Here is a 17,633-nt window from a genome sequence, read left to right as displayed (position 1 = left end):
TACGGAAGATCAGTATTTGGACGGCGTCCAACAATGCTATCGTGGCGGCCATGACACAGCTCCTCATCGCCGGGCTCGCGCCCGCATTCGTCCCGTACCGCGAGGGTTGGGCGCTGCAGCGTCGGGTCCACGAGGCGGTCGTCGGCGGTGAGGGGCCCGAGCACCTCATCCTGTGCGAACACGAGCCCGTGTACACGGCGGGCAAACTGACCCGGCCGCACGAACGTCCCGACGACGGCACACCGGTCGTCGAGGTCGACCGCGGTGGCCGCATCACCTGGCACGGACCCGGACAGCTCACCGGTTACCCGATCGTCCGCCTCCCGGAGCCGGTCGACGTCGTCGCCCACGTCCGCCTGCTCGAGGAGGTCATGCTGCAGACGATCACCGAGCTCGGCGTCATCGGTCGCCGCATCGACGGCCGGTCGGGTGTCTGGGTCGACCCCGTCGCTGGCGGACCGGCCGCGAAGATCGGCGCCGTCGGTGTCCGGGTGCAGGCGGGGGTCACGCTGCACGGCTTCGCGCTCAACTGCGACAACTCCCTCGAGCCCTTCGGCCACATCGTCGCGTGCGGTATCGCCGATGCCGGGGTCACCACGATCAGCGCCGAGCTCGGTCGACGGATCACGCCGAGCGACGTCGCCGAGCGCGTGTCCGACATCTTCGAAGCGCTCCGGCCCGGTTGGACGGCCGCGTCCGTGACCACGATCGGAGCGGCCGCGTGAGCGGCTGCGGCGCACCGGCACCCGCTCCCGCGGCGGACACCGGCGGACGGAAGCTCCTGCGACTCGAGGTCCGGAACGCCCAGACCCCCATCGAGCGGAAGCCCGACTGGATCAAGACCCGCGCGACGATGGGACCCGAGTACCGACAGCTCCAGGCGCTCGTGCAGGATGAGGGCCTCCACACGGTCTGCCAGGAAGCCGGCTGCCCGAACATCTTCGAGTGCTGGGAGGACCGCGAGGCGACCTTCCTCATCGGCGGGTCGCAGTGCACGAGGCGCTGCGACTTCTGCCAGATCGACACCGGCAAGCCGGCCGACTACGACCGTGACGAGCCGCGGCGGGTGGCCGACTCGGTGCAGCGGATGCGGCTGCGCTACGCGACCGTCACCGGTGTGGCGCGCGACGACCTCCCCGACGAGGGGGCGTGGCTGCACGCCGAGACCGTCCGGCGCATCCACGAGACGAACCCGGGGACGGGGGTCGAGATCCTCGCGACGGACTTCTCCGGCAAGCCCGACCTCCTCGGCGAGGTGTTCGCCTCACGACCGGAGGTGTTCGCACACAACGTCGAGACGGTCCCACGCATCTTCAAGCGGATCAGGCCCGCCTTCCGCTACGAGCGCTCCCTCGACGTCCTGACCCAGGCGCGTGCCGCCGGCCTCATCACGAAGTCCAACCTCATCCTCGGGATGGGCGAGGACCGGAGCGAGATCAGTCAGGCGCTCGAGGATCTGCACGAGGCCGGCACCGACATCATCACCGTCACCCAGTACCTCCGGCCGACGCCTCGACACCTCCCCGTGGACCGCTGGGTCAAGCCACAGGAGTTCCTGGAGATCAAGGAGGAGGCCGAGGAAATCGGGTTCCTGGGTGTGCTCGCGGGTCCGCTCGTCAGATCGTCCTACCGTGCCGGACGCCTCTGGGCGCAGTCGATGACCGCGAAGGGCCGCGAGGTCCCCGAGGGACTGCAGCATCTCGCAGACGCCTCACTCGGCTTCGCCCAGGCGGTCTGAGGCCGACGCCTGACCGTCAGGCTCAGTCCTCGCTTGTGACCCCGGTGACCTCGCCATCGGAGGTGTACGCGACCATGAGTACGCCGTCGAGCTGGTCCGCGTCGAGCGAGTACTCGAAGATCGCGAACGCCTCGTCGCCGTTGTGCTGATGCGGCGCGAACCCGACGCTCAGCAGCGTCATCGACCGGATGACGTCGACGTCGCGGTCTCCGGACTCGTCGACCAGGACGTCCGGCAGGGACTCCCCAGCTCCTCGACGGCCTGGATGATGTACTCGGTCACCTCGGAGGTGCGGTCGTCGACCTCGCTCAGCATCGCCTCGCGCGAGCGCAGGTCGAAGCCCTCGAGGGCGAGGATCATCGCGGCCGCCAGGTCGAGAGCATCGGCCGGGATGTCGTCCTCGTCGGGGGCGCTCAACGAGATGGAGACGGACTGCTCCCCGACGTCGATGTTGTCGGACCAGTAGACGCCACCGCCAGGCTCGGTCGCGATGATGCCGAAGTAGTCGTGTTCGATCGCCATCAGCTGCCCACCAGGTTCTGTGCGAAGACGTGCGGCGTGAAGCCGGTGAGGTCGCCGATGCCCTCACCCTGACCGACGAGCTTGATCGGGATGCCGGTCTTCTCCTGCACGGCGAGGACGAACCCGCCCTTCGCGGAACCGTCGAGCTTCGTCAGGACGAGCCCGGTCACCCCGGCGTGCTCGATGAACGCCTGCGCCTGCGACAGACCGTTCTGACCGGTCGTCGCGTCAAGGACGAGGAGGACCTCGGCGATGGGCGCCTGCTTCTCGACGACGCGACGGATCTTGGACAGCTCGTCCATGAGCCCGCCCTTCGTCTGCAATCGACCAGCGGTGTCGATGATGACGATCTCGGTGCCGGTCTGCTTGGCGTACTCGATCGTCTGGAAGGCGACGGACGCCGGGTCCTGTCCCTGCTGCTGGGGGCGGACGATCTGTGCGCCCGCGCGCTCGGCCCAGGTCGCCAGCTGCTCCACGGCAGCGGCACGGAAGGTGTCCGCGGCCCCCACGACGACGGTGCGGTCGTAGTTGCGCAGGAACTTCGCGAACTTGCCGATGGTGGTCGTCTTGCCGACCCCGTTGACGCCGACGACGAGGACGACCGCCGGACGCTCGCTGAGCTTCAGCGTCGTGTCGAACTTCGACAGCCGCTCCTCGACCTCCTCGCGCAGCATGCGCTGGAGGTCGCGCGGGTCGGTGGTCCGGTAGCGGTCGACGGAGGCGTGCAGGCCCGTGACGATCGACTCGGTGACATCGGGACCGAAGTCGGCGCCGATGAGCGCGTCCTCGAGGTCCTCCCAGGTGGTCTCGTCGATCGTCGGACGTTGGAACATGCCTTTGAGGGCACCGGAGAGTGACCAGGGTGTGCGTGCAGCCATGGTCTCAGCGTAGCCGTCGGCGACGCGGTCCCGTCGCGTGGGGACGAGACCGGATCAGCTCGCGCGTTCTGCTGCCACGCGCTGACCGACGACGGCCGACACCCCGTCCTGGCGCATCGAGACGCCGTAGAGGGCGTCGGCGATCTCCATGGTGCGCTTCTGGTGCGTGATGACGATGAGCTGGCTCGTCTGACGGAGGTCCTCGAAGATGGTCAGGAGCCGCCCGAGGTTGGCGTCGTCCAGGGCCGCCTCCACCTCGTCCATGATGTAGAACGGGCTCGGCCGGGCTTTGAAGATGGCGATGAGGAGGGCGACCGCGGCGAGCGAGCGCTCCCCACCCGACAGGAGCGACAGGCGCTCGATCTTCTTGCCGGCGGGCTTGACCGACACCTCGATGCCCGTGGTGAGCATGTGCTCGGGGTCGGTGAGCGAGATGCTGCCCGTGCCGCCCGGGAACAGGATCGGGAACACCTCAGTGAAGGCGGCTTCGGTGTCGGCGAACGCCGAGGCGAAGATGACCTCCATCTTCCCGTCGATGTCCTCGATGATCGACAGCAGGTCGGCGCGGGTGCTGGTGAGGTCGGCGAGCTGTTCGGTGAGGAAGCGGTGGCGCTGTTCGAGTGCCGCGAACTCCTCGAGCGCGAGCGGGTTGACCCGCCCGAGTTGGGCGTAGGTGCGCTCCGCTGCGGCGAGACGCTTCTGCTGCTCGGCGCGGACGTAGGGCGTCGTCGGTACGTCGTCCGACTCCTCGGTAGGTTCCTCCTCCGGCTCGGCGTCCGGCGTCGCGGGTCCGTCGGCAAGTGCCTCGGGCGCCTCGTCCGAGTCGGGCGTCGTCGTCTCGGGCGAGACCTCCGGACCGGTGTCGTCGGCCGTTCGCACAGCCGAGCGGGCGGTCGCGCGGGGTGTCGGAGGGTCGACGGGCACCGGAACCTCAGGCCCGTACTCGGCGACGAGCACGTCCTCGACGAGTCCCAGCTCCGACCCGGCGCGCTCGAGCAGACCGGACAAGTGGAGCTTCTTCTCGTAGATCTGGAGTTCGAGGCCGTGGACGCTCTCGGTGACGACCTGCAGCCGCTGCCGGAGCGTGTGCTCCTCGCCGCGCAGTCGCACGAGTTCGGCGTTCCGGCTGGACCGCGTCGCCTCGGCTGCCGCGAGCGCGACGCGGGCCTCGGTGACCGACCGGTCGACCGAGTCGAGGGCGGGCGGGAGTGCCTCCGTCACGGCGGTGGCGGCCGCGGCCTGGCGCGCACGGATGACGGCACGCCGAGCCGCCTCCTCCGCTGCCGCCTGGTCGGCCTGCCGCTGCCGCTCGAGGTTCGCGACCGCGAGCTCCTCTGCCCGCACGCGTTCGCGCGCGGTCTCGAGGAGGAGGCGGTGCTGCACTTCGGCCTCGCGCGCCGCGTCCAGTTCGGCGGAGAGCCCATCGCGTGCCGACACGTCGAGGAGCGGTCGTGGACGCGCGCGAGCGGTGTCGTGGTCCAGCTTGGCCCGCTCCACGGCGGCAGCGGCGTCGGCGACGGCCGCCTCCGCCGTGCCGGCAGCGACGAGCAGGCGGTCGTGTTCGGCCTGCGCGGATTCGTATCGGACCGTGACCCGGTTCACGCGCTCGGCCTGTGAGGCACGGTTGGCGTCGAACTCGCGGAGGGCGCTGAGCGCCGCCTGCGCGGTCTGCTTCGCCTCCTGCAGGATTGTGCGCTGCTCAGCCAGTGCGAAGCGCGCCCGTTCGATGAGCGACTCGACCTCGCCGTGTCGATCGGCTGCCGCATCCCGTTCGGCCAGCAGTTCGATGCGGCTCTGGGCTCCGCCGCTCCCCCCGCGGACGATGCTGTCCGTGACGACCGCCCCGTCACTGGTCACGAGGGTGAACGCGCTGAGCGACGAGCCGAGTCGGTCGTACGCCGCGATCGCGTCGTCGAGCGAGTCGACGACGAGGACCGAGGCGAGGATCCCCAGCACGCCAGGAGGAGCCTCCACCAGCTCGGCAGCCGAGGTGAACCCGGCGGGCACGTCCGGGACGTCTCGCGCACCGTCGGCGATGACGATCTCGACCCGGCCGAGATCCTGCTCGGCCGCGTGATCGAGCGCCCGACGGGCAGCGTGCCGGTCGACGGCGACGGCGGCCTCCGCGAGCGTGCCGAGCGCTGCGGCCACAGCAGACTCGTGGCCGGGTCGGACCTGCACCCGGTCCGCGACGATCCCGTCGATCCCGTCGATCCCGCTCGCAGCGAGTTCGGCCGAGCCGGTCTTGAGGTCGAGGGCGCGCGAGAGTGCGCTGGTCTTGGCACCGAGCGAATCACGTTCACGTTCGAGGGTGTGGAGCTGCTCGCGCAGGCCCTCGATCTCCCCTTCGGCCTCCGCTGCGCCGCGTTGGGCCGCCTCGTAGGCGTCGTCGAGTCCAGAGTCGGCGGCGTCCGCCAGGGTCGGGTCGTCCTCGAGCGCTTCATACTCCAGCCGCGCGGCGTCCAGACGGAGGGCAGCGGCGTCGATCGCGTTCTGCTGGCGCAACGCCTCGCCACGGACCGCGGCGAGTTTGGACCCGGCGGCGTCGACGGCGCCCGCGAGCTTGGAGAGCTCCAGGTCGTGTCGTGACACGAGCGCGCTCTGCGCTGCGATCTCGACGTCCACCGCGTCGAGTGCGGCGCGCTTCGCCCGGGTGTCCGCCTGCGCCTCCTGCAACGCGCGCTCCGCGTCGGCGACCACCACCCGCAGTCCGTCGATCTCCGCGGTCGCGTCGGCGACCATCTGCTTCGTGATCCGGGGTTCGGCGGCCGTCGTGTCCGTCGATGATCCGAGCAGCGCGAGCCGCTGGTTGGCAAGCGTGTACAGGTTCCGGAGGCGCTCCTGCACACTCTCGAGCTCGAAGGTGATCCGGCGGGCGTCGTCGACCGCGTCGCCGAGTTGAGCCTGCTCGATCCGGTTGATCCGCAGTTCCGCCTGTTCCAGCTGCTCCTGGAGGACGAGGCGCTCGCTGTGGCGCTCGCTCTCCGAGCGGTTGTGCTCGTCGAGGGAACGCCGGAGGCCCACGACGTCGTCCGCGAGGATCCGAGCACGGGCGTCGCGGACGACCGCGGCGATCGTCTGCGCCTCCCGGGCGATCTCCGCCTGACGACCGAGCGGCTTCAGCTGCCGGCGGATCTCGCCGGCGAGGTCGCTCAACCGCGTGAGGTTGGTCTGCATCGCCTCGAGCTTCCGGAGCGTCTTCTCCTTGCGTCGACGGTGCTTGAGGATGCCGGCCGCCTCCTCGATGAAGCCACGTCGCTCCTCGGGCGTCGCCCGCAGCACCGCGTCGAGCTGCCCCTGCCCGACGATGACGTGCATCTCACGGCCCAGCCCGGAGTCGCTGAGGAGCTCCTGGACGTCGAGCAACCGGCACGTGTCGCCGTTGATGGCGTACTCGCTCCCGCCGTTGCGGAACAGGGTGCGGCTGATCGTCACCTCGGTGTACTCGATGGGCAGCGCGCCGTCGCTGTTGTCGATGGTGAGCGTGACCTCGGCTCGACCGAGCGGTCCCCTGGTCGACGTGCCGGCGAAGATGACGTCCTCCATCTTGCCGCCGCGGAGGGTCTTCGCCCCTGCTCGCCCATCACCCAGGCGAGCGCGTCGACGACGTTCGACTTGCCGGAGCCGTTGGGACCCACGACACAGGTGACGCCCTGCTCGAACGCGAAGGTGGTGGGGTGCGCGAAGGACTTGAACCCTTTGAGCGTCAGGCTCTTCAGGTACACGCGCACCTCCTCTCCCGCGTCGCGGATGCTGTGCACTACGGTAGCGAATCCGCGGACGGACGAGGGACACCACGCTGTGCCGGCCCGCCGGGGCGGTCGTACCATGGACCGCATCACCCAGGACGGTCTGGTGTGGGAGGGAGGCGACGATGCGCGTCACGATCGACGAGGTCGAGATCCCGGCGTCCGGGAGCTCAGCCGTGTTCGAAGCGGTCCAGGAGGTCGCGAACACGCTCGAAGCGGAGATCTGGTCCACCGACGACTTCGCCCTGACCTCCGCCATGACCCTTCCCGAGTACCGCGACCAGCGGTTCCAGCGACGCGTTCTGCTCGCCGCCGTCCTCGACGGCCGTGTGGTCGGTCGCGGCTGGCTCGGGTATGGCACAGAGGCCGACGCGGTGACGGCCTCCCTGGACGTCGGTGTCCTCCCCGAGGCGCGTCGTCGTGGGATCGGCACAGCGCTCCTGTCGGAGTTGGAGCGACGGGCCCTCGCGGCCGGCCGCCCGACGGTGACCGCCTTCACCCAGCACGCCGTCGACGACATCCCGGCCGGCGAACCGCTCCTCGGTGCGAGCGTCGGCGAACGGGCGATCCCCGCGAACGCCGCGGCGAGCCGCTTCATGTTCGATCGCGGATACGCCCTCGCGCAGGTCGAGCGGACCAACCGCTGCGACCTCGCCTCGATGCGCGGGGAGCTACCGGACATCGTCGCGGCGTCGACCGCCCGAGCCGGGCACGAGTACCGCCTCGTGCACTGGTTGGATCGCACCCCCGACGAACTGCTCGGATCACTCGCCACGGCCCGCGAACACATGGCGACGGACATCCCGGCCGCCGATCTGGAGCTCGACCCCGAGGTCTGGACGCCCGAGCGGGTCCGCGCCCGCGAGGACCAGCTGGCGGCGTCGGGCGACCACGCGATCGTCGTCGCCGCCGTCCACCGCGACAGCGGTGCGGTCGCCGGGTACAGCGAGCTCGTCCTCGGCGAGGGCAAGGAACACGCTGAGCAGTGGGACACGCTCGTGCTCGCCGACCACCGGGGACACGGCCTCGGACTCTGGATGAAGGCGGCGAACCTCCTCGCACTCGCCGATCAAGCACCCGAGCGGTCCCGGATCTACACCTGGAACGCCGACGAGAACGAGCACATGCTCGCGATCAACGACCGACTCGGGTTCCGCATCGTCGGCTACTCCGGAGAGTGGCAGCGCCGACTCCCCCGCAGCGACTGATCGTCAGGTGCGGCGCTGGCACACGGGACAGCGGTGCGAGCCGCGGTTCATGAACTGCTCGCGGACGATGAGCGTGCCGCAGCGCGCGCACGGTTTGCCCTGCCTGCCGTAGGCGTTCAGGCTGTGGGCGAAGTACCCCGCCTGACCGTTGACGTTCACGTACTGGGCGTCGAAGCTCGTCCCGCCCTCGGCCAGGGCCTTGGCGAGCACGGCACGGACCTCCTCGAGCAGCCGGCCGGCGCGTCCGAGCCCGAGACGGGCGGTCTCCTGCTCGGGGTGGATACGCGCCGCCCAGAGCGACTCGTCCGCGTAGATGTTGCCGATCCCGCTAACCAGGGTCTGATCGAGGAGTGCCCGCTTCACGCCGGTGCGTTTCTCGCGCAGTCGTCGGAGGAAGCCGGCGTCGTCGAAGGCCGGGTCCATCGGGTCGCGGGCGATGTGCGCGACCTGGTCGGGCACCATCGCGACCTCGTCGCCGAACCCGCCTGCGGCTCCGTCCGTCGTCGGGACGAGCGCGGTCACCGCCATCGACCCGAAGATCCGCTGGTCCACGAAGTGCAGCCAGAGCTCGCCGTGCTCGGGATGCTCCAACTGCAAGCGGATGCGCAGGAGTCGGTCGGCGTCGTCGCCAGGTGACCGGAGCAGCATCTGCCCGCTCATGCCCAGGTGACCGACGATCGCCTCATCGTCATCGAGGGGGAACCAGAGGAACTTCCCGCGTCGGACGGCCGATCGGATGGTCCGCCCCGTCAGCCGAGCGGTGAAGTCGGCGACACCACTCGCGTGGCGGCGCAGGGAGCGTTCGTCGAAGACCTCGACGCCGGCGATCGTCGCCCCGCTGACGGCGGGCTCCAGGCCGGCGCGGACGACCTCGACCTCAGGGAGTTCCGGCACTGATCCTCGACCAGGCTTCCAAGGCCGCCGCCATCTCGGCGTGCTTCTTGCTCGTGCCGGAGCCCGTCGCCGTGACGGCGGTGCCCACGGTGACCGTCGCGACGAACCGTCGGTTGTGGTCGGGGCCGGAGCTGGCGATCTCGTAGACGGGCGCCGGCGCACCGATGGCCGCGGCGGCCTCCTGGAGGCTCGTCTTCGGGTCCATCGCCGCGCCGAAGCGCTCAGGGTTCTCGAGGAGGGGGTTCACCAGGCGCAGGACGAGTGCCGTCGCGGCGTCGGGTCCGGCCGACAGGTACGTCGCGCCGATGACGGCCTCCATCGTGTCGGCCAGGATGGACGCCTTGTCGCGGCCACCGGTCTGGTCTTCGCCCTTGCCGAGCTTGATCCGCTCGCCCAGCCCGATCGAGCGCGCGACCTCGGCGAGCGCGATCGTCGACACGAGGCTCGCACGTCGCTTCGCCAACTGCCCTTCGTCGAGGTGCGGGAAGTCGCGGTAGAGCATGACGGTGACGGCCTGCCCGAGGATCGAGTCGCCGAGGAACTCGAGGCGCTCATTGTGCGGGAGTCCACCGTGCTCGTACGCGTACGAGCGGTGCGTCAGCGCCAGGTCGAGCAGCTCGTACGAGACGTCGACACCCAGTTGCCGTGCGAAAACGACCACACCGGGATCGGTCTCCGATGCGGAGCCGATTCCGGTGTGGTCGGAATGATTCGTGTTCACGCTGTTCGAACGCGGACGTTCAACGCGCGGATCAGACGTCTGCGACCTTGCGGCCCTTGTACTCGAGGTACAGGGCGGTGCCCTGCGAGTCCTCGACGACCTTGGCGCGGTGCGGCAGGCTGTACGTGACGCGGCCGTTCTCCACCGTCTTCACGAGCGTCGGCACGGCGGCCTTCCACTGCGAGCGACGCGAGCGGGTGTTCGAGCGCGAGACCTTCCGCTTCGGGGGTTTCCAGCCATGATCTATCTCTCTTCTGTGTCTGCAGCAGCGCGCTGGGCGCTACTGGCGTCTGTGTCAAGTACGGAGTCTGAGGACAAGCCCGCGAGCGCAGACCAGCGAGGATCTGCGATGTCGTGAGGGTGTCGTTCCGGACGTTCGGCCAGCCGCTCACCGGTCTCGGGGTCGAGTCCGGGGCAATCCGGCTGGCACACCGGCTGAAACGGTAATGCGAGAACTACCGCATCTCTGACCAGAGGTTCAAGATCCACGTGGTCGTCGTGAACCTCGAAGTCAGACGCTTCCGAATTAGGATACGCGAAAAGTTCCTGAATCTCGACTTCGACAGGCAGTTCGATGTCGCGGAGGCAGCGTCCGCACTCGCCGGTCGCCAGTGCGTCGACGTCGACGGTCACGAGGATCCCCTCGTGCACGGACTCGAGACGCACCTGTTCGGAGAGCGTCGTGCCCTCCTGGACGGCGACCAGACCCTCGCCCCAGCGCTCGGCGAGCACCACCTCGAGGTTGTGCTCGCGCATCTCCCCGGGACGGTTCACCAGATCGCGCACGTTGACGCTGAACGGCGAATTGTTCGTTCTCTTCCTAGTCACGATCGACGATTCTACGCCGAACCCGACCGGGAGGACGCCCTAGCCCTCCTGGAGGAAGGTCGCCACCACGTGCGGGACGTACGGGCTGACATCGCCACCGAGCGCGGCCACCTGCCGGACGAGTGAACTGGAGACGTGCGCGTGCGCCGGATCAGGCAGGAGGAAGACCGTCTCCACGCCGGCGAGGCTGCGGTTCATGATGGCCATGGGCGTCTCGTACGCGACGTCGACCTGCGAGCGGATGCCCTTCACGAGCACGCTCGCGCCGACGTCCGTGCAGTAGTCGACGAGCAGGCCGACGTTCCACTGCGCGACGACGATGTTGTCGGGCAACCCGCCGTCGGCGATGGAGCGCTCGAGCAGGGACACCCGCTGCGGCATCGGCAGCAGCGCCGACTTGTCGGGGTTGTGCACCACCAGCACGTGCAGTTCGTCGAAGATGCGCGCCGCCCGCTCGATGACATCCAGGTGACCGAGGGTGACTGGGTCGAACGATCCGGGGACGACGGCGATCCGCTTCATGCCGCCAGCCTATCGGTGCTCAGTTCTTGGCGAGCGCGGCGCGGTCGGATTCGTCGAGGCGCCGGCGGAGCGCTTCGGCCAGCACCGGGTGGTCGGCGAGGTCGGGATCGGTGTCGAGGAGCTCGGCGGCATCCGCCCGCGCCTCGATGATGACCTCGCTGTCGTGCACGACCCGGAGCAGCTTGAGCGAGGACCGTCCGCCCGACTGCATGCTGCCGAGGACGTCGCCCTCGCGCCGCAGCTCGAGGTCGACCTGCGCGAGGTCGAAGCCGTCGAGCGTCGCGGCCACCGCGTCGACGCGCTCGCGTGCGGTGCTCTCCGCCTCCGCTGCGGTGACGAGCAGACACAGCCCGGGGACGCCGCCTCGACCGACGCGTCCGCGGAGCTGGTGGAGCTGCGACACCCCGAAACGCTCCGCGTCGAGCACGACCATCGTCGACGCGTTCGGGACGTCGACGCCCACCTCGATGACCGTCGTCGCCACGAGCACGTCGATCTCACCGGCGGCGAAGGCCCGCATCGTCCGGTCCTTCTCCTCCGCGCTCATCCGGCCGTGGAGGACGTCGATGCGTCGGGACGCGAGCAGCGGGTGGGTACGCAGCTGCTCCACCGTGGTGAGCACGGACGCGATCGGGCGCGCCGGGTCGGCGTCCTCCTCGAGTTCCTCACCGGGCTCGACCTCCTTGGCGTCGATCGCCGGGCACACCACGAACCCCTGCCGCCCCTGCGCGAGTTCCTCGGCGAGGCGCTCCCAGACACGGGAGATCCACCGCGGGTGATCGGCCAGGGCGACCACGAAGCTCTCGATCCCCTGCCGCCCGCGTGGCAGCTCCTTGATGATGCTGACGTCGAGGTCGCCGAAGACGGTCATGGCCACGGTCCGTGGGATCGGCGTCGCGGTCAGCACGAGGACGTGCGGCGGTGTGCGTCCCTTCTGACGGAGCTGGTCGCGCTGCTCCACGCCGAAGCGGTGCTGTTCGTCGACGACGACCATCCCCAGATCGGCGAAGGTCACGGCGTCACCCAGCAGAGCGTGCGTCCCGATCACGATCCGTGCCTGGCCTGCGACGATCCGCAGCAGCGCCCGTTTGCGATCGGACGTCGGCAGCTGGCCGGTGAGCAGCGTCGGCATGAGCTCGGCCGAGAGGTCGGGGCCGAGCGCACGGACGATCGACCGCAGGTGCTGCGCCGCGAGGACCTCGGTGGGCGCCAGCAGCACCGACTGTCCCCCGCTGTCGGCGACGGCCGCCATGGCCCGGAGGGCGACGAGCGTCTTGCCCGAGCCGACCTCGCCCTGGACGAGCCGGTTCATCGGATTGGGCTGCGCGAGGTCGGCCGCGATCTCCGTGCCGACCGTCTGCTGGTCGCCGGTGAGCTCGAACGGGAGCGCGGCATCGAGGCGCTCGAGGTACCCGCCGGCTTTCGGCACGCGGGGTTCGGCCGCCAGGGCTCGGGTGGCGGCGCGCTGCTGGAGCAGGGCCGTCTGGAGGAGGTACGCCTCCTGGTACCGCAGGCTGCGGCGACCGCGCTGCCAGTCGCGGTCGACCGTCGGGCGGTGGACGGCACGGATGGCGGCGTCGAAGGAGAGCTCACCCCTCGCCGCCCGGACCGACCGCGGGACCGGGTCCTCCTGCGGCGGCAGGGCGTCGAGCACCAGCTCCACGGACTGCTTGAGGTTCCAGCTCGTGATCGTGCTCGTCGCCGGGTAGATCGGGATGGGCGCCTCCGACCACGCCTTCGCCTGGGCGTCCGCGAGCGCGGGTGCGTCGGCGTCGTCGGGGAAGAGCTGATATTGCGGGTGCGCGAGCTGATAGCTGCCGCGGTAGTCGCCGACCTTGCCCGCGAAGATGCCACGCAGGCCCGGCCGGAGTTCGTTCGCTCGCCAGGGCTGGTTGAAGAAGGTGAGGTTGAGTCGACCCTGACCGTCGGAGATGACGACCTCGAGGATGGAGCCCTTGCGTTGCTTCATCTGGCGGTCGCGGACCTCGAGGACGTCGGCGACGATCGTCACGTCCTCGCCGAGTGGCAGCTGGCCGATGACCGTCAACTCGCCGCGCTTCGCGTAGCGACGCGGGTAGTGCTCGAGGAGGTCGCCGACGGTCTCCACGCCGAACGCCTTCTGGAGTGCCGTCGCCGTTCGTCCGCCGAGGACACCGCCGAGCTTCGTGCCCAGCTCGATCCCCGTCATGCCGTCGATTCTATTCGGGACCTCGGACACCGCGGTTCGCTCGGCTTCGCACAGCCTGCGAGGATGGGACCATGGCCGGCATCAGGATCATCTCGGGTTTCGCCGGATCACGCACGATCCGGGTCCCGGGCAGCGGGACACGACCGACGAGCGATCGCGTCCGCGAGGCGCTCTTCTCCGCGCTGGAGGCCCGCGACGTGATCGCCGGCGCCGAGGTGCTCGACCTGTACGCAGGCTCGGGGTCGCTGGGGCTCGAGTGCGCCAGCCGGGGTGCCGCCGTGGTCACCCTCGTCGACCGGGGGTCTGAGGCCGCGAAGCTGTGCCGGGACAACGCGAGGATCGTGACCTCGGCGGCACCTCGCGGTGCGGCACCACGCATCACGGTGCACGCGAAGTCGGTCGGCGCCTATCTGTCCGGGGCGACGGTCCCGTCCGACCTCGTCTTCATCGATCCCCCGTACGACCTCCCCGAGGCGGAACTCACGGCCAACCTCGCCGCGCTCGTCGGTCTGGTCACCGACGACGGGCTCGTGCTCGTCGAGCGGAGCTCACGCTCGCCCGAACCGACCCTTCCCGCAGCGCTCGAGGTCCTGCGGAAGAGCACCTACGGCGAGACCGTCGTCTGGTGGATCACGCCGGTCTGAGTCACCGCGTCACCGTCACCGCGTCACCGCAGTCGCCTCGCGCCACGGCGGCCGGCACACCGCTCAACCGGACGCATCGTCCCAGTCGCGGTAAGGATCCCAGCCGGCGCGACCGTCGTAGGCCACACCGTCGACGAGGACCCCGGCACCGGTCCGGGCCGTGCCGATGGCACGGAAGCCGACAGGGATCGTTGTGGTGGCCGGGAACGTCGCCAGGAGGGAGTGGTCCTCGCCACCGGCGAGGGCGAGCGCCACGTCGGCACCCAGGTCCTCGGCCCGCAGATCGATCGCGACCCCACTCGCCCGCGCGAGGCGGCCGGCGTCGAGCGCGAGCCCGTCCGACAGGTCGAGCATCGCCGTGGCACCCGCGACGGCGGCGACGACCCCGGCGGCGATCGGAGGTCGTGGGGCGAGTTGTGCCTCCACCTCGACCCGGTGATCACGTCGCAGGCCGGCCGCTGCCTCGGCGGAGGGCACACCGTCGGTGTCGACACCCCGCCCGAAGAGGAGTCGCAGACCTGCGGCGGCCGAACCCAACTCCCCCGCGACCGCGACCACGTCGCCGGGCCGCGCTCCGTCGCGTCGGACGGGGGCACGACCCTCGAGGTCGCCGAACGCCGTCACTGCGATCATGAAGACGTCGGACACGGCCAGATCGCCGCCGACGACGCCGCAGCCGGGCGCGAGCTCGGCACACGCGTCGCGCAGTCCGTCGGCGAACCCGTCGAGCACGGCGACCGGCAGCTGTTTCGGCATGGCGAGTGCGACGACGAGTGCCGTCGGACGAGCCCCCATCGCCGCCACGTCCGCCAGGTTGCTGGCCGCAGCCTTCCACCCCAGATCGTGGGCGCTCGACCACGCCAGCCGGAAGTCCGGCCCGTGGATCATCGTGTCCGTCGTGACGACGAACCGACCGTCCGGCGCGCGCACGACCGCGGCGTCGTCACCCGGCCCGAGGAGTTCGGCGTCGGCGTGCGGGAGACGGGGGAAGATGCGCTCGAGCAGCTCCCCCTCGGCGAGGTCCCCGACACAGGGCCCGACCGTTCCGTGATCGTCGGACGCGCTCCCAGACTCGTTCATGTGATCAACGGTAGCCTGGTGGGCGATGTCCCCGATTCGTGTGCTCCTCGCCACCGCCCTCGCCGCAGCCGCAACCCTGGCCCTGGCGGGCTGCGCGCCCGCCGTCGCGCTCGAACCCGCCGCCGATGCGAACAACCCGCAGTGCGCGGAGGTCACGGTGCGGCTGCCCGACGTCGTTGCCGAGCTGCCGGAGCGAGGGACCGACGCCCAGGCCACCGGCGCCTGGGGCGATCCGGCGACGGTCCTCCTGCACTGCGGCGTCGCGATCCCCGGCCCGACCACGCAGCAGTGCCAGTCGGTGAACGGCGTCGACTGGATCATCGACGACGCGGACGCGCCGAACTACCGGTTCACCACCTTCGGACGCACGCCCGCGGTCGAGATCGTGCTCGACGGCGACGCCGTCGCCAGCAGCACCGTCCTGGCCGATCTGGCGCCTGCCGTGTCCGTGCTCCCCGTCACCGGGAAGTGCACCGCCCTCGGCGACGCCGACCTCCCGATCCCCACCGACGGCTGACCGTTCCGGGCACCACGCCGTTCAGGAGCGGGCGCGCGCGACCTCGATCAGCTCGGTGATGAGCTCGGGGTAGCTGAGCCCCGAGGCCAACCAGCAGCTCGGGAACATCGAGATCGGGGTGAACCCCGGCATGGTGTTGACCTCGTTGACGACGAAGCCGTCCGCGGTCAGGAAGAAGTCGACCCGGGCGAGGCCAGCGCAGCCCAACGCCTCGAACGCCCGACGCGAGAGGTCCTGCATCTCCGACAACTGCTCGGGACGAAGGTCGGCGGGGCAGACGAGCTCGATACCGGGGGCGTCGAGGTACTTCGCCTCGAAATCGTAGAAGTCGCGTCCGGTCACGACGACCTCGCCGGCCACCGAGACCCGAGGTGCCTCGCCGGGGAGGGACTCGAGGACCGCGCACTCGACCTCTCGGCCCACCAGACCGGTCTCGACGAGGACGGTCGAGTCTTCGGCGAGGGCCAGTTCGATCGCCGCACGGAACCCGTCCGGCGTCGACACCTTGGACACGCCGACGCTCGAACCGGCTCGAGCCGGCTTCACGAACGCCGGTGACCCGAGCGATCCGAGCGATGCGAGCACCTCCTCGGGTGCCGTGGCCCAGTCGTGGGCGGTGAACCGCACCCACGGGGCGACGGCGATCCCGGCGGCCTGGAGCACCGTCTTCGTGAAGTGCTTGTCCATGCCGAGGGAGGACGCGAGGACGCCGGAGCCGACGTACGGGAGGCCGACGAGCTCGAGCATGCCCTGCACGGTGCCGTCCTCGCCGAACCGGCCGTGGAGGATCGGGAAGACGATGTCGATGGGGCCGAGGGTGACCGGGACGCCGTCCTCCCCGACGACGGTCAGCTCACGGCTCCCGACGCGCTCAGGCCAGCGCACGGCCGGCCGCGAGGGGTCGACCTCCGGCAGGTGGGCGGGGTCGAGCGCGTACCGGCTCGGGTCGTCGACCTCGAGGACGTACGAGCCGTCGTGGGCGATCCCGACCGGGTAGACGTCGTACCGTTCGCGGTCAATCGCGGCGAGGACGCCGCCCGCCGTTGCGCAGCTGATCGAGTGCTCGCTTGAACGGCCTCCAAAGAGCACCACCACTCCGGTCTTGTGCGTCATCGTTGCTTCTCTCCCCCTGGGGTTCGTCGTCGTCGGTCGTGAGGTGCGGTGCGATGTCCTTCGGGTCGAGCGTGCCGTCGAGCACCTGCTTGACCTGTTCGACGATGGGCATCGCGACCCCCTTCGCCTTGGCCAGCTCGAGCACCGGTGCCACGGACGCGAGCCCCTCCGCGGTCTGCTGCATCTGTTTGACGACGTCGTCGAACTGATATCCCTGGCCGAGCAGACGCCCCGCCGTGTTGTTGCGGGACAGCGGCGACTGGCACGTCGCGATGAGGTCACCGAGCCCGGCGAGGCCCGAGAGGGTCTCCGGCTGCGCGCCGTGGGCCACCGCGAAGTCGGTCATCTCGACCAACCCGCGCGTGATGATGGAGGCCTTCGTGTTCTCGCCGTAGCCGACGCCGTCGACGATGCCGATCGCGACGGCGATGAGGTTCTTGAGCACACCGCCGAACTCGGTGCCGATGACGTCGGTGTTCACGAAACTGCGGAAGTACCGGTTGCGCGCGAGGAGCGCGACCGTCTGCGCCGTCTCGAGGCTCTCCGAGGAGATCACGGCGGCCGTCGGCTGCTCGCGGGCGATCTCGAGCGCGAGGTTCGGGCCGGAGGCGACGGCGATGCGTGACGGGTCGATGTCGAGGGTCTCGCGGATGACCTCGCTCATCCGGGATCCGCTGCGACGCTCGACGCCCTTCATGAGCGAGACGACGAGGGTGCCGTCCTCGAGGTGCGGACGGAGCGCGATGAGGTTGTCGCGCAGGGACTGGCTCGGGACCGACAGGAACACGACCGAGGCACCGCGCACGGCGTCGACCATGCTCGCGGTCGCCGTCATCCGCATCGGCAGATTGATCCCGGGCAGGTAGTCGCTGTTGCGCTTGGCCTCGGTGATCTCGCGAGCGAGCTCGGGCCGTCTGGCCCACATGACCACGTCGGAGCCACCGTCCGCGAGGATCTTGCCGAACGTCGTGCCCCAGCTGCCCGCTCCGAGCACGGCGACCCTCGTGGCGGCCGGTGGTTGCGGAACGTTC

General features: G+C 70.1%; 17 protein-coding genes and 1 pseudogene. 5 read left to right on the top strand and 13 right to left on the bottom strand.

Going from position 1 to position 17,633, the window contains the following annotated elements:
* The first annotated feature begins 50 nt into the window (after positions 1–50).
* Positions 51–725 (top strand): lipoyl(octanoyl) transferase LipB, encoded by a 675-nt coding sequence (lipB, locus tag FGL15_RS16915; RefSeq protein WP_138946811.1) that lies wholly within the window; start codon positions 51–53, stop codon positions 723–725.
* Complete coding sequence (gene lipA, locus FGL15_RS16910; RefSeq protein WP_138946810.1) at positions 722–1,738, top strand: lipoyl synthase; 1,017 nt, start codon at positions 722–724, stop codon at positions 1,736–1,738. Before lipB ends, lipA begins: the two co-directional genes overlap by 4 nt.
* 22 nt (positions 1,739–1,760) lie before the next feature.
* On the opposite strand, the gene FGL15_RS21095 is transcribed toward lipA, so the two are convergent.
* The 4 genes and pseudogenes from FGL15_RS21095 to FGL15_RS16895 all read right to left on the bottom strand — a co-directional run bounded on the left by FGL15_RS21095 (position 1,761) and on the right by FGL15_RS16895 (position 6,863).
* Positions 1,761–1,919, bottom strand: a complete 159-nt coding sequence (locus FGL15_RS21095; protein WP_240773586.1) for a DUF2004 domain-containing protein — start codon at positions 1,917–1,919, stop codon at positions 1,761–1,763.
* Positions 1,916–2,260 (bottom strand): hypothetical protein, encoded by a 345-nt coding sequence (locus tag FGL15_RS16905; protein ID WP_240773585.1) that lies wholly within the window; start codon positions 2,258–2,260, stop codon positions 1,916–1,918. Before FGL15_RS16905 ends, FGL15_RS21095 begins: the two co-directional genes overlap by 4 nt.
* Entirely contained in the window at positions 2,260–3,138 is an 879-nt protein-coding gene (gene ftsY / locus FGL15_RS16900; protein ID WP_064296361.1) for a signal recognition particle-docking protein FtsY, read from the bottom strand. The genes FGL15_RS16905 and ftsY overlap by 1 nt, the downstream gene beginning before the upstream one ends.
* A 54-nt stretch (positions 3,139–3,192) precedes the next feature.
* Positions 3,193–6,863: pseudogene (locus FGL15_RS16895) on the bottom strand (AAA family ATPase).
* A 149-nt stretch (positions 6,864–7,012) separates the two neighbouring features.
* Here FGL15_RS16895 and FGL15_RS16890 point away from each other — a divergent pair.
* On the top strand, positions 7,013–8,095 hold the full coding sequence (locus FGL15_RS16890) for a GNAT family N-acetyltransferase (RefSeq protein ID WP_138946809.1): 1,083 nt from the start codon (positions 7,013–7,015) through the stop codon (positions 8,093–8,095).
* 3 nt (positions 8,096–8,098) lie between these two features.
* Here the strand turns inward: FGL15_RS16890 and mutM are convergent, their stop codons facing one another.
* From mutM to FGL15_RS16860, 6 genes are all read right to left on the bottom strand, one after another.
* Entirely contained in the window at positions 8,099–8,989 is an 891-nt protein-coding gene (gene mutM, locus FGL15_RS16885; RefSeq protein WP_079705643.1) for a bifunctional DNA-formamidopyrimidine glycosylase/DNA-(apurinic or apyrimidinic site) lyase, read from the bottom strand.
* Positions 8,973–9,650, bottom strand: coding sequence for a ribonuclease III (gene rnc / locus FGL15_RS16880; protein WP_086473824.1), 678 nt, complete (start codon positions 9,648–9,650; stop codon positions 8,973–8,975). Before rnc ends, mutM begins: the two co-directional genes overlap by 17 nt.
* A gap of 91 nt (positions 9,651–9,741) precedes the next feature.
* The gene (gene rpmF / locus FGL15_RS16875) at positions 9,742–9,957 is read right to left on the bottom strand and encodes a 50S ribosomal protein L32 (protein WP_138946808.1); all 216 of its coding nucleotides are present in this window, start codon (positions 9,955–9,957) and stop codon (positions 9,742–9,744) included.
* Positions 9,954–10,466, bottom strand: a complete 513-nt coding sequence (locus FGL15_RS16870; RefSeq protein ID WP_138947353.1) for a DUF177 domain-containing protein — start codon at positions 10,464–10,466, stop codon at positions 9,954–9,956. The genes rpmF and FGL15_RS16870 overlap by 4 nt, the downstream gene beginning before the upstream one ends.
* 111 nt (positions 10,467–10,577) lie before the next feature.
* A complete protein-coding gene (gene coaD / locus FGL15_RS16865) occupies positions 10,578–11,060 on the bottom strand; it encodes a pantetheine-phosphate adenylyltransferase (RefSeq protein WP_138946807.1) in 483 nt (160 codons plus the stop codon).
* 19 nt (positions 11,061–11,079) lie between these two features.
* Positions 11,080–13,248 carry an ATP-dependent DNA helicase RecG gene (locus FGL15_RS16860; RefSeq protein ID WP_138946806.1) on the bottom strand — a complete coding sequence of 723 codons (2,169 nt, stop codon included), beginning with the start codon at positions 13,246–13,248 and terminating at the stop codon, positions 11,080–11,082.
* Positions 13,249–13,319: 71 nt separating this feature from the next.
* On the opposite strand from FGL15_RS16860, the gene FGL15_RS16855 reads away from it, so the two are divergent.
* Positions 13,320–13,892, top strand: a complete 573-nt coding sequence (locus tag FGL15_RS16855; protein WP_138946805.1) for an RsmD family RNA methyltransferase — start codon at positions 13,320–13,322, stop codon at positions 13,890–13,892.
* Positions 13,893–13,955: 63 nt separating this feature from the next.
* On the opposite strand, the gene thiL is transcribed toward FGL15_RS16855, so the two are convergent.
* Positions 13,956–14,972, bottom strand: coding sequence for a thiamine-phosphate kinase (gene thiL / locus FGL15_RS16850; RefSeq protein WP_138946804.1), 1,017 nt, complete (start codon positions 14,970–14,972; stop codon positions 13,956–13,958).
* Positions 14,973–14,997: 25 nt separating this feature from the next.
* Between thiL and FGL15_RS16845 the strand changes: the two genes are divergently transcribed.
* Positions 14,998–15,489: a DUF3515 family protein gene (locus tag FGL15_RS16845; RefSeq protein WP_138946803.1), complete on the top strand. Its 492-nt coding sequence runs from the start codon at positions 14,998–15,000 to the stop codon at positions 15,487–15,489.
* Positions 15,490–15,510: 21 nt separating this feature from the next.
* Here the strand turns inward: FGL15_RS16845 and FGL15_RS16840 are convergent, their stop codons facing one another.
* The gene (locus tag FGL15_RS16840) at positions 15,511–16,602 is read right to left on the bottom strand and encodes a D-alanine--D-alanine ligase family protein (RefSeq protein ID WP_138946802.1); all 1,092 of its coding nucleotides are present in this window, start codon (positions 16,600–16,602) and stop codon (positions 15,511–15,513) included.
* On the bottom strand, positions 16,505–17,596 hold the full coding sequence (locus tag FGL15_RS16835) for an NAD(P)H-dependent glycerol-3-phosphate dehydrogenase (RefSeq protein WP_240773584.1): 1,092 nt from the start codon (positions 17,594–17,596) through the stop codon (positions 16,505–16,507). The genes FGL15_RS16840 and FGL15_RS16835 overlap by 98 nt, the downstream gene beginning before the upstream one ends.
* Positions 17,597–17,633: the final 37 nt, after the last annotated feature.

It is taken from the genome of Plantibacter sp. M259 (assembly GCF_006065115.1).
Taxonomy (GTDB): domain Bacteria; phylum Actinomycetota; class Actinomycetes; order Actinomycetales; family Microbacteriaceae; genus Plantibacter; species Plantibacter auratus.
This window is presented reverse-complemented; position numbering and strand designations above follow the sequence as displayed.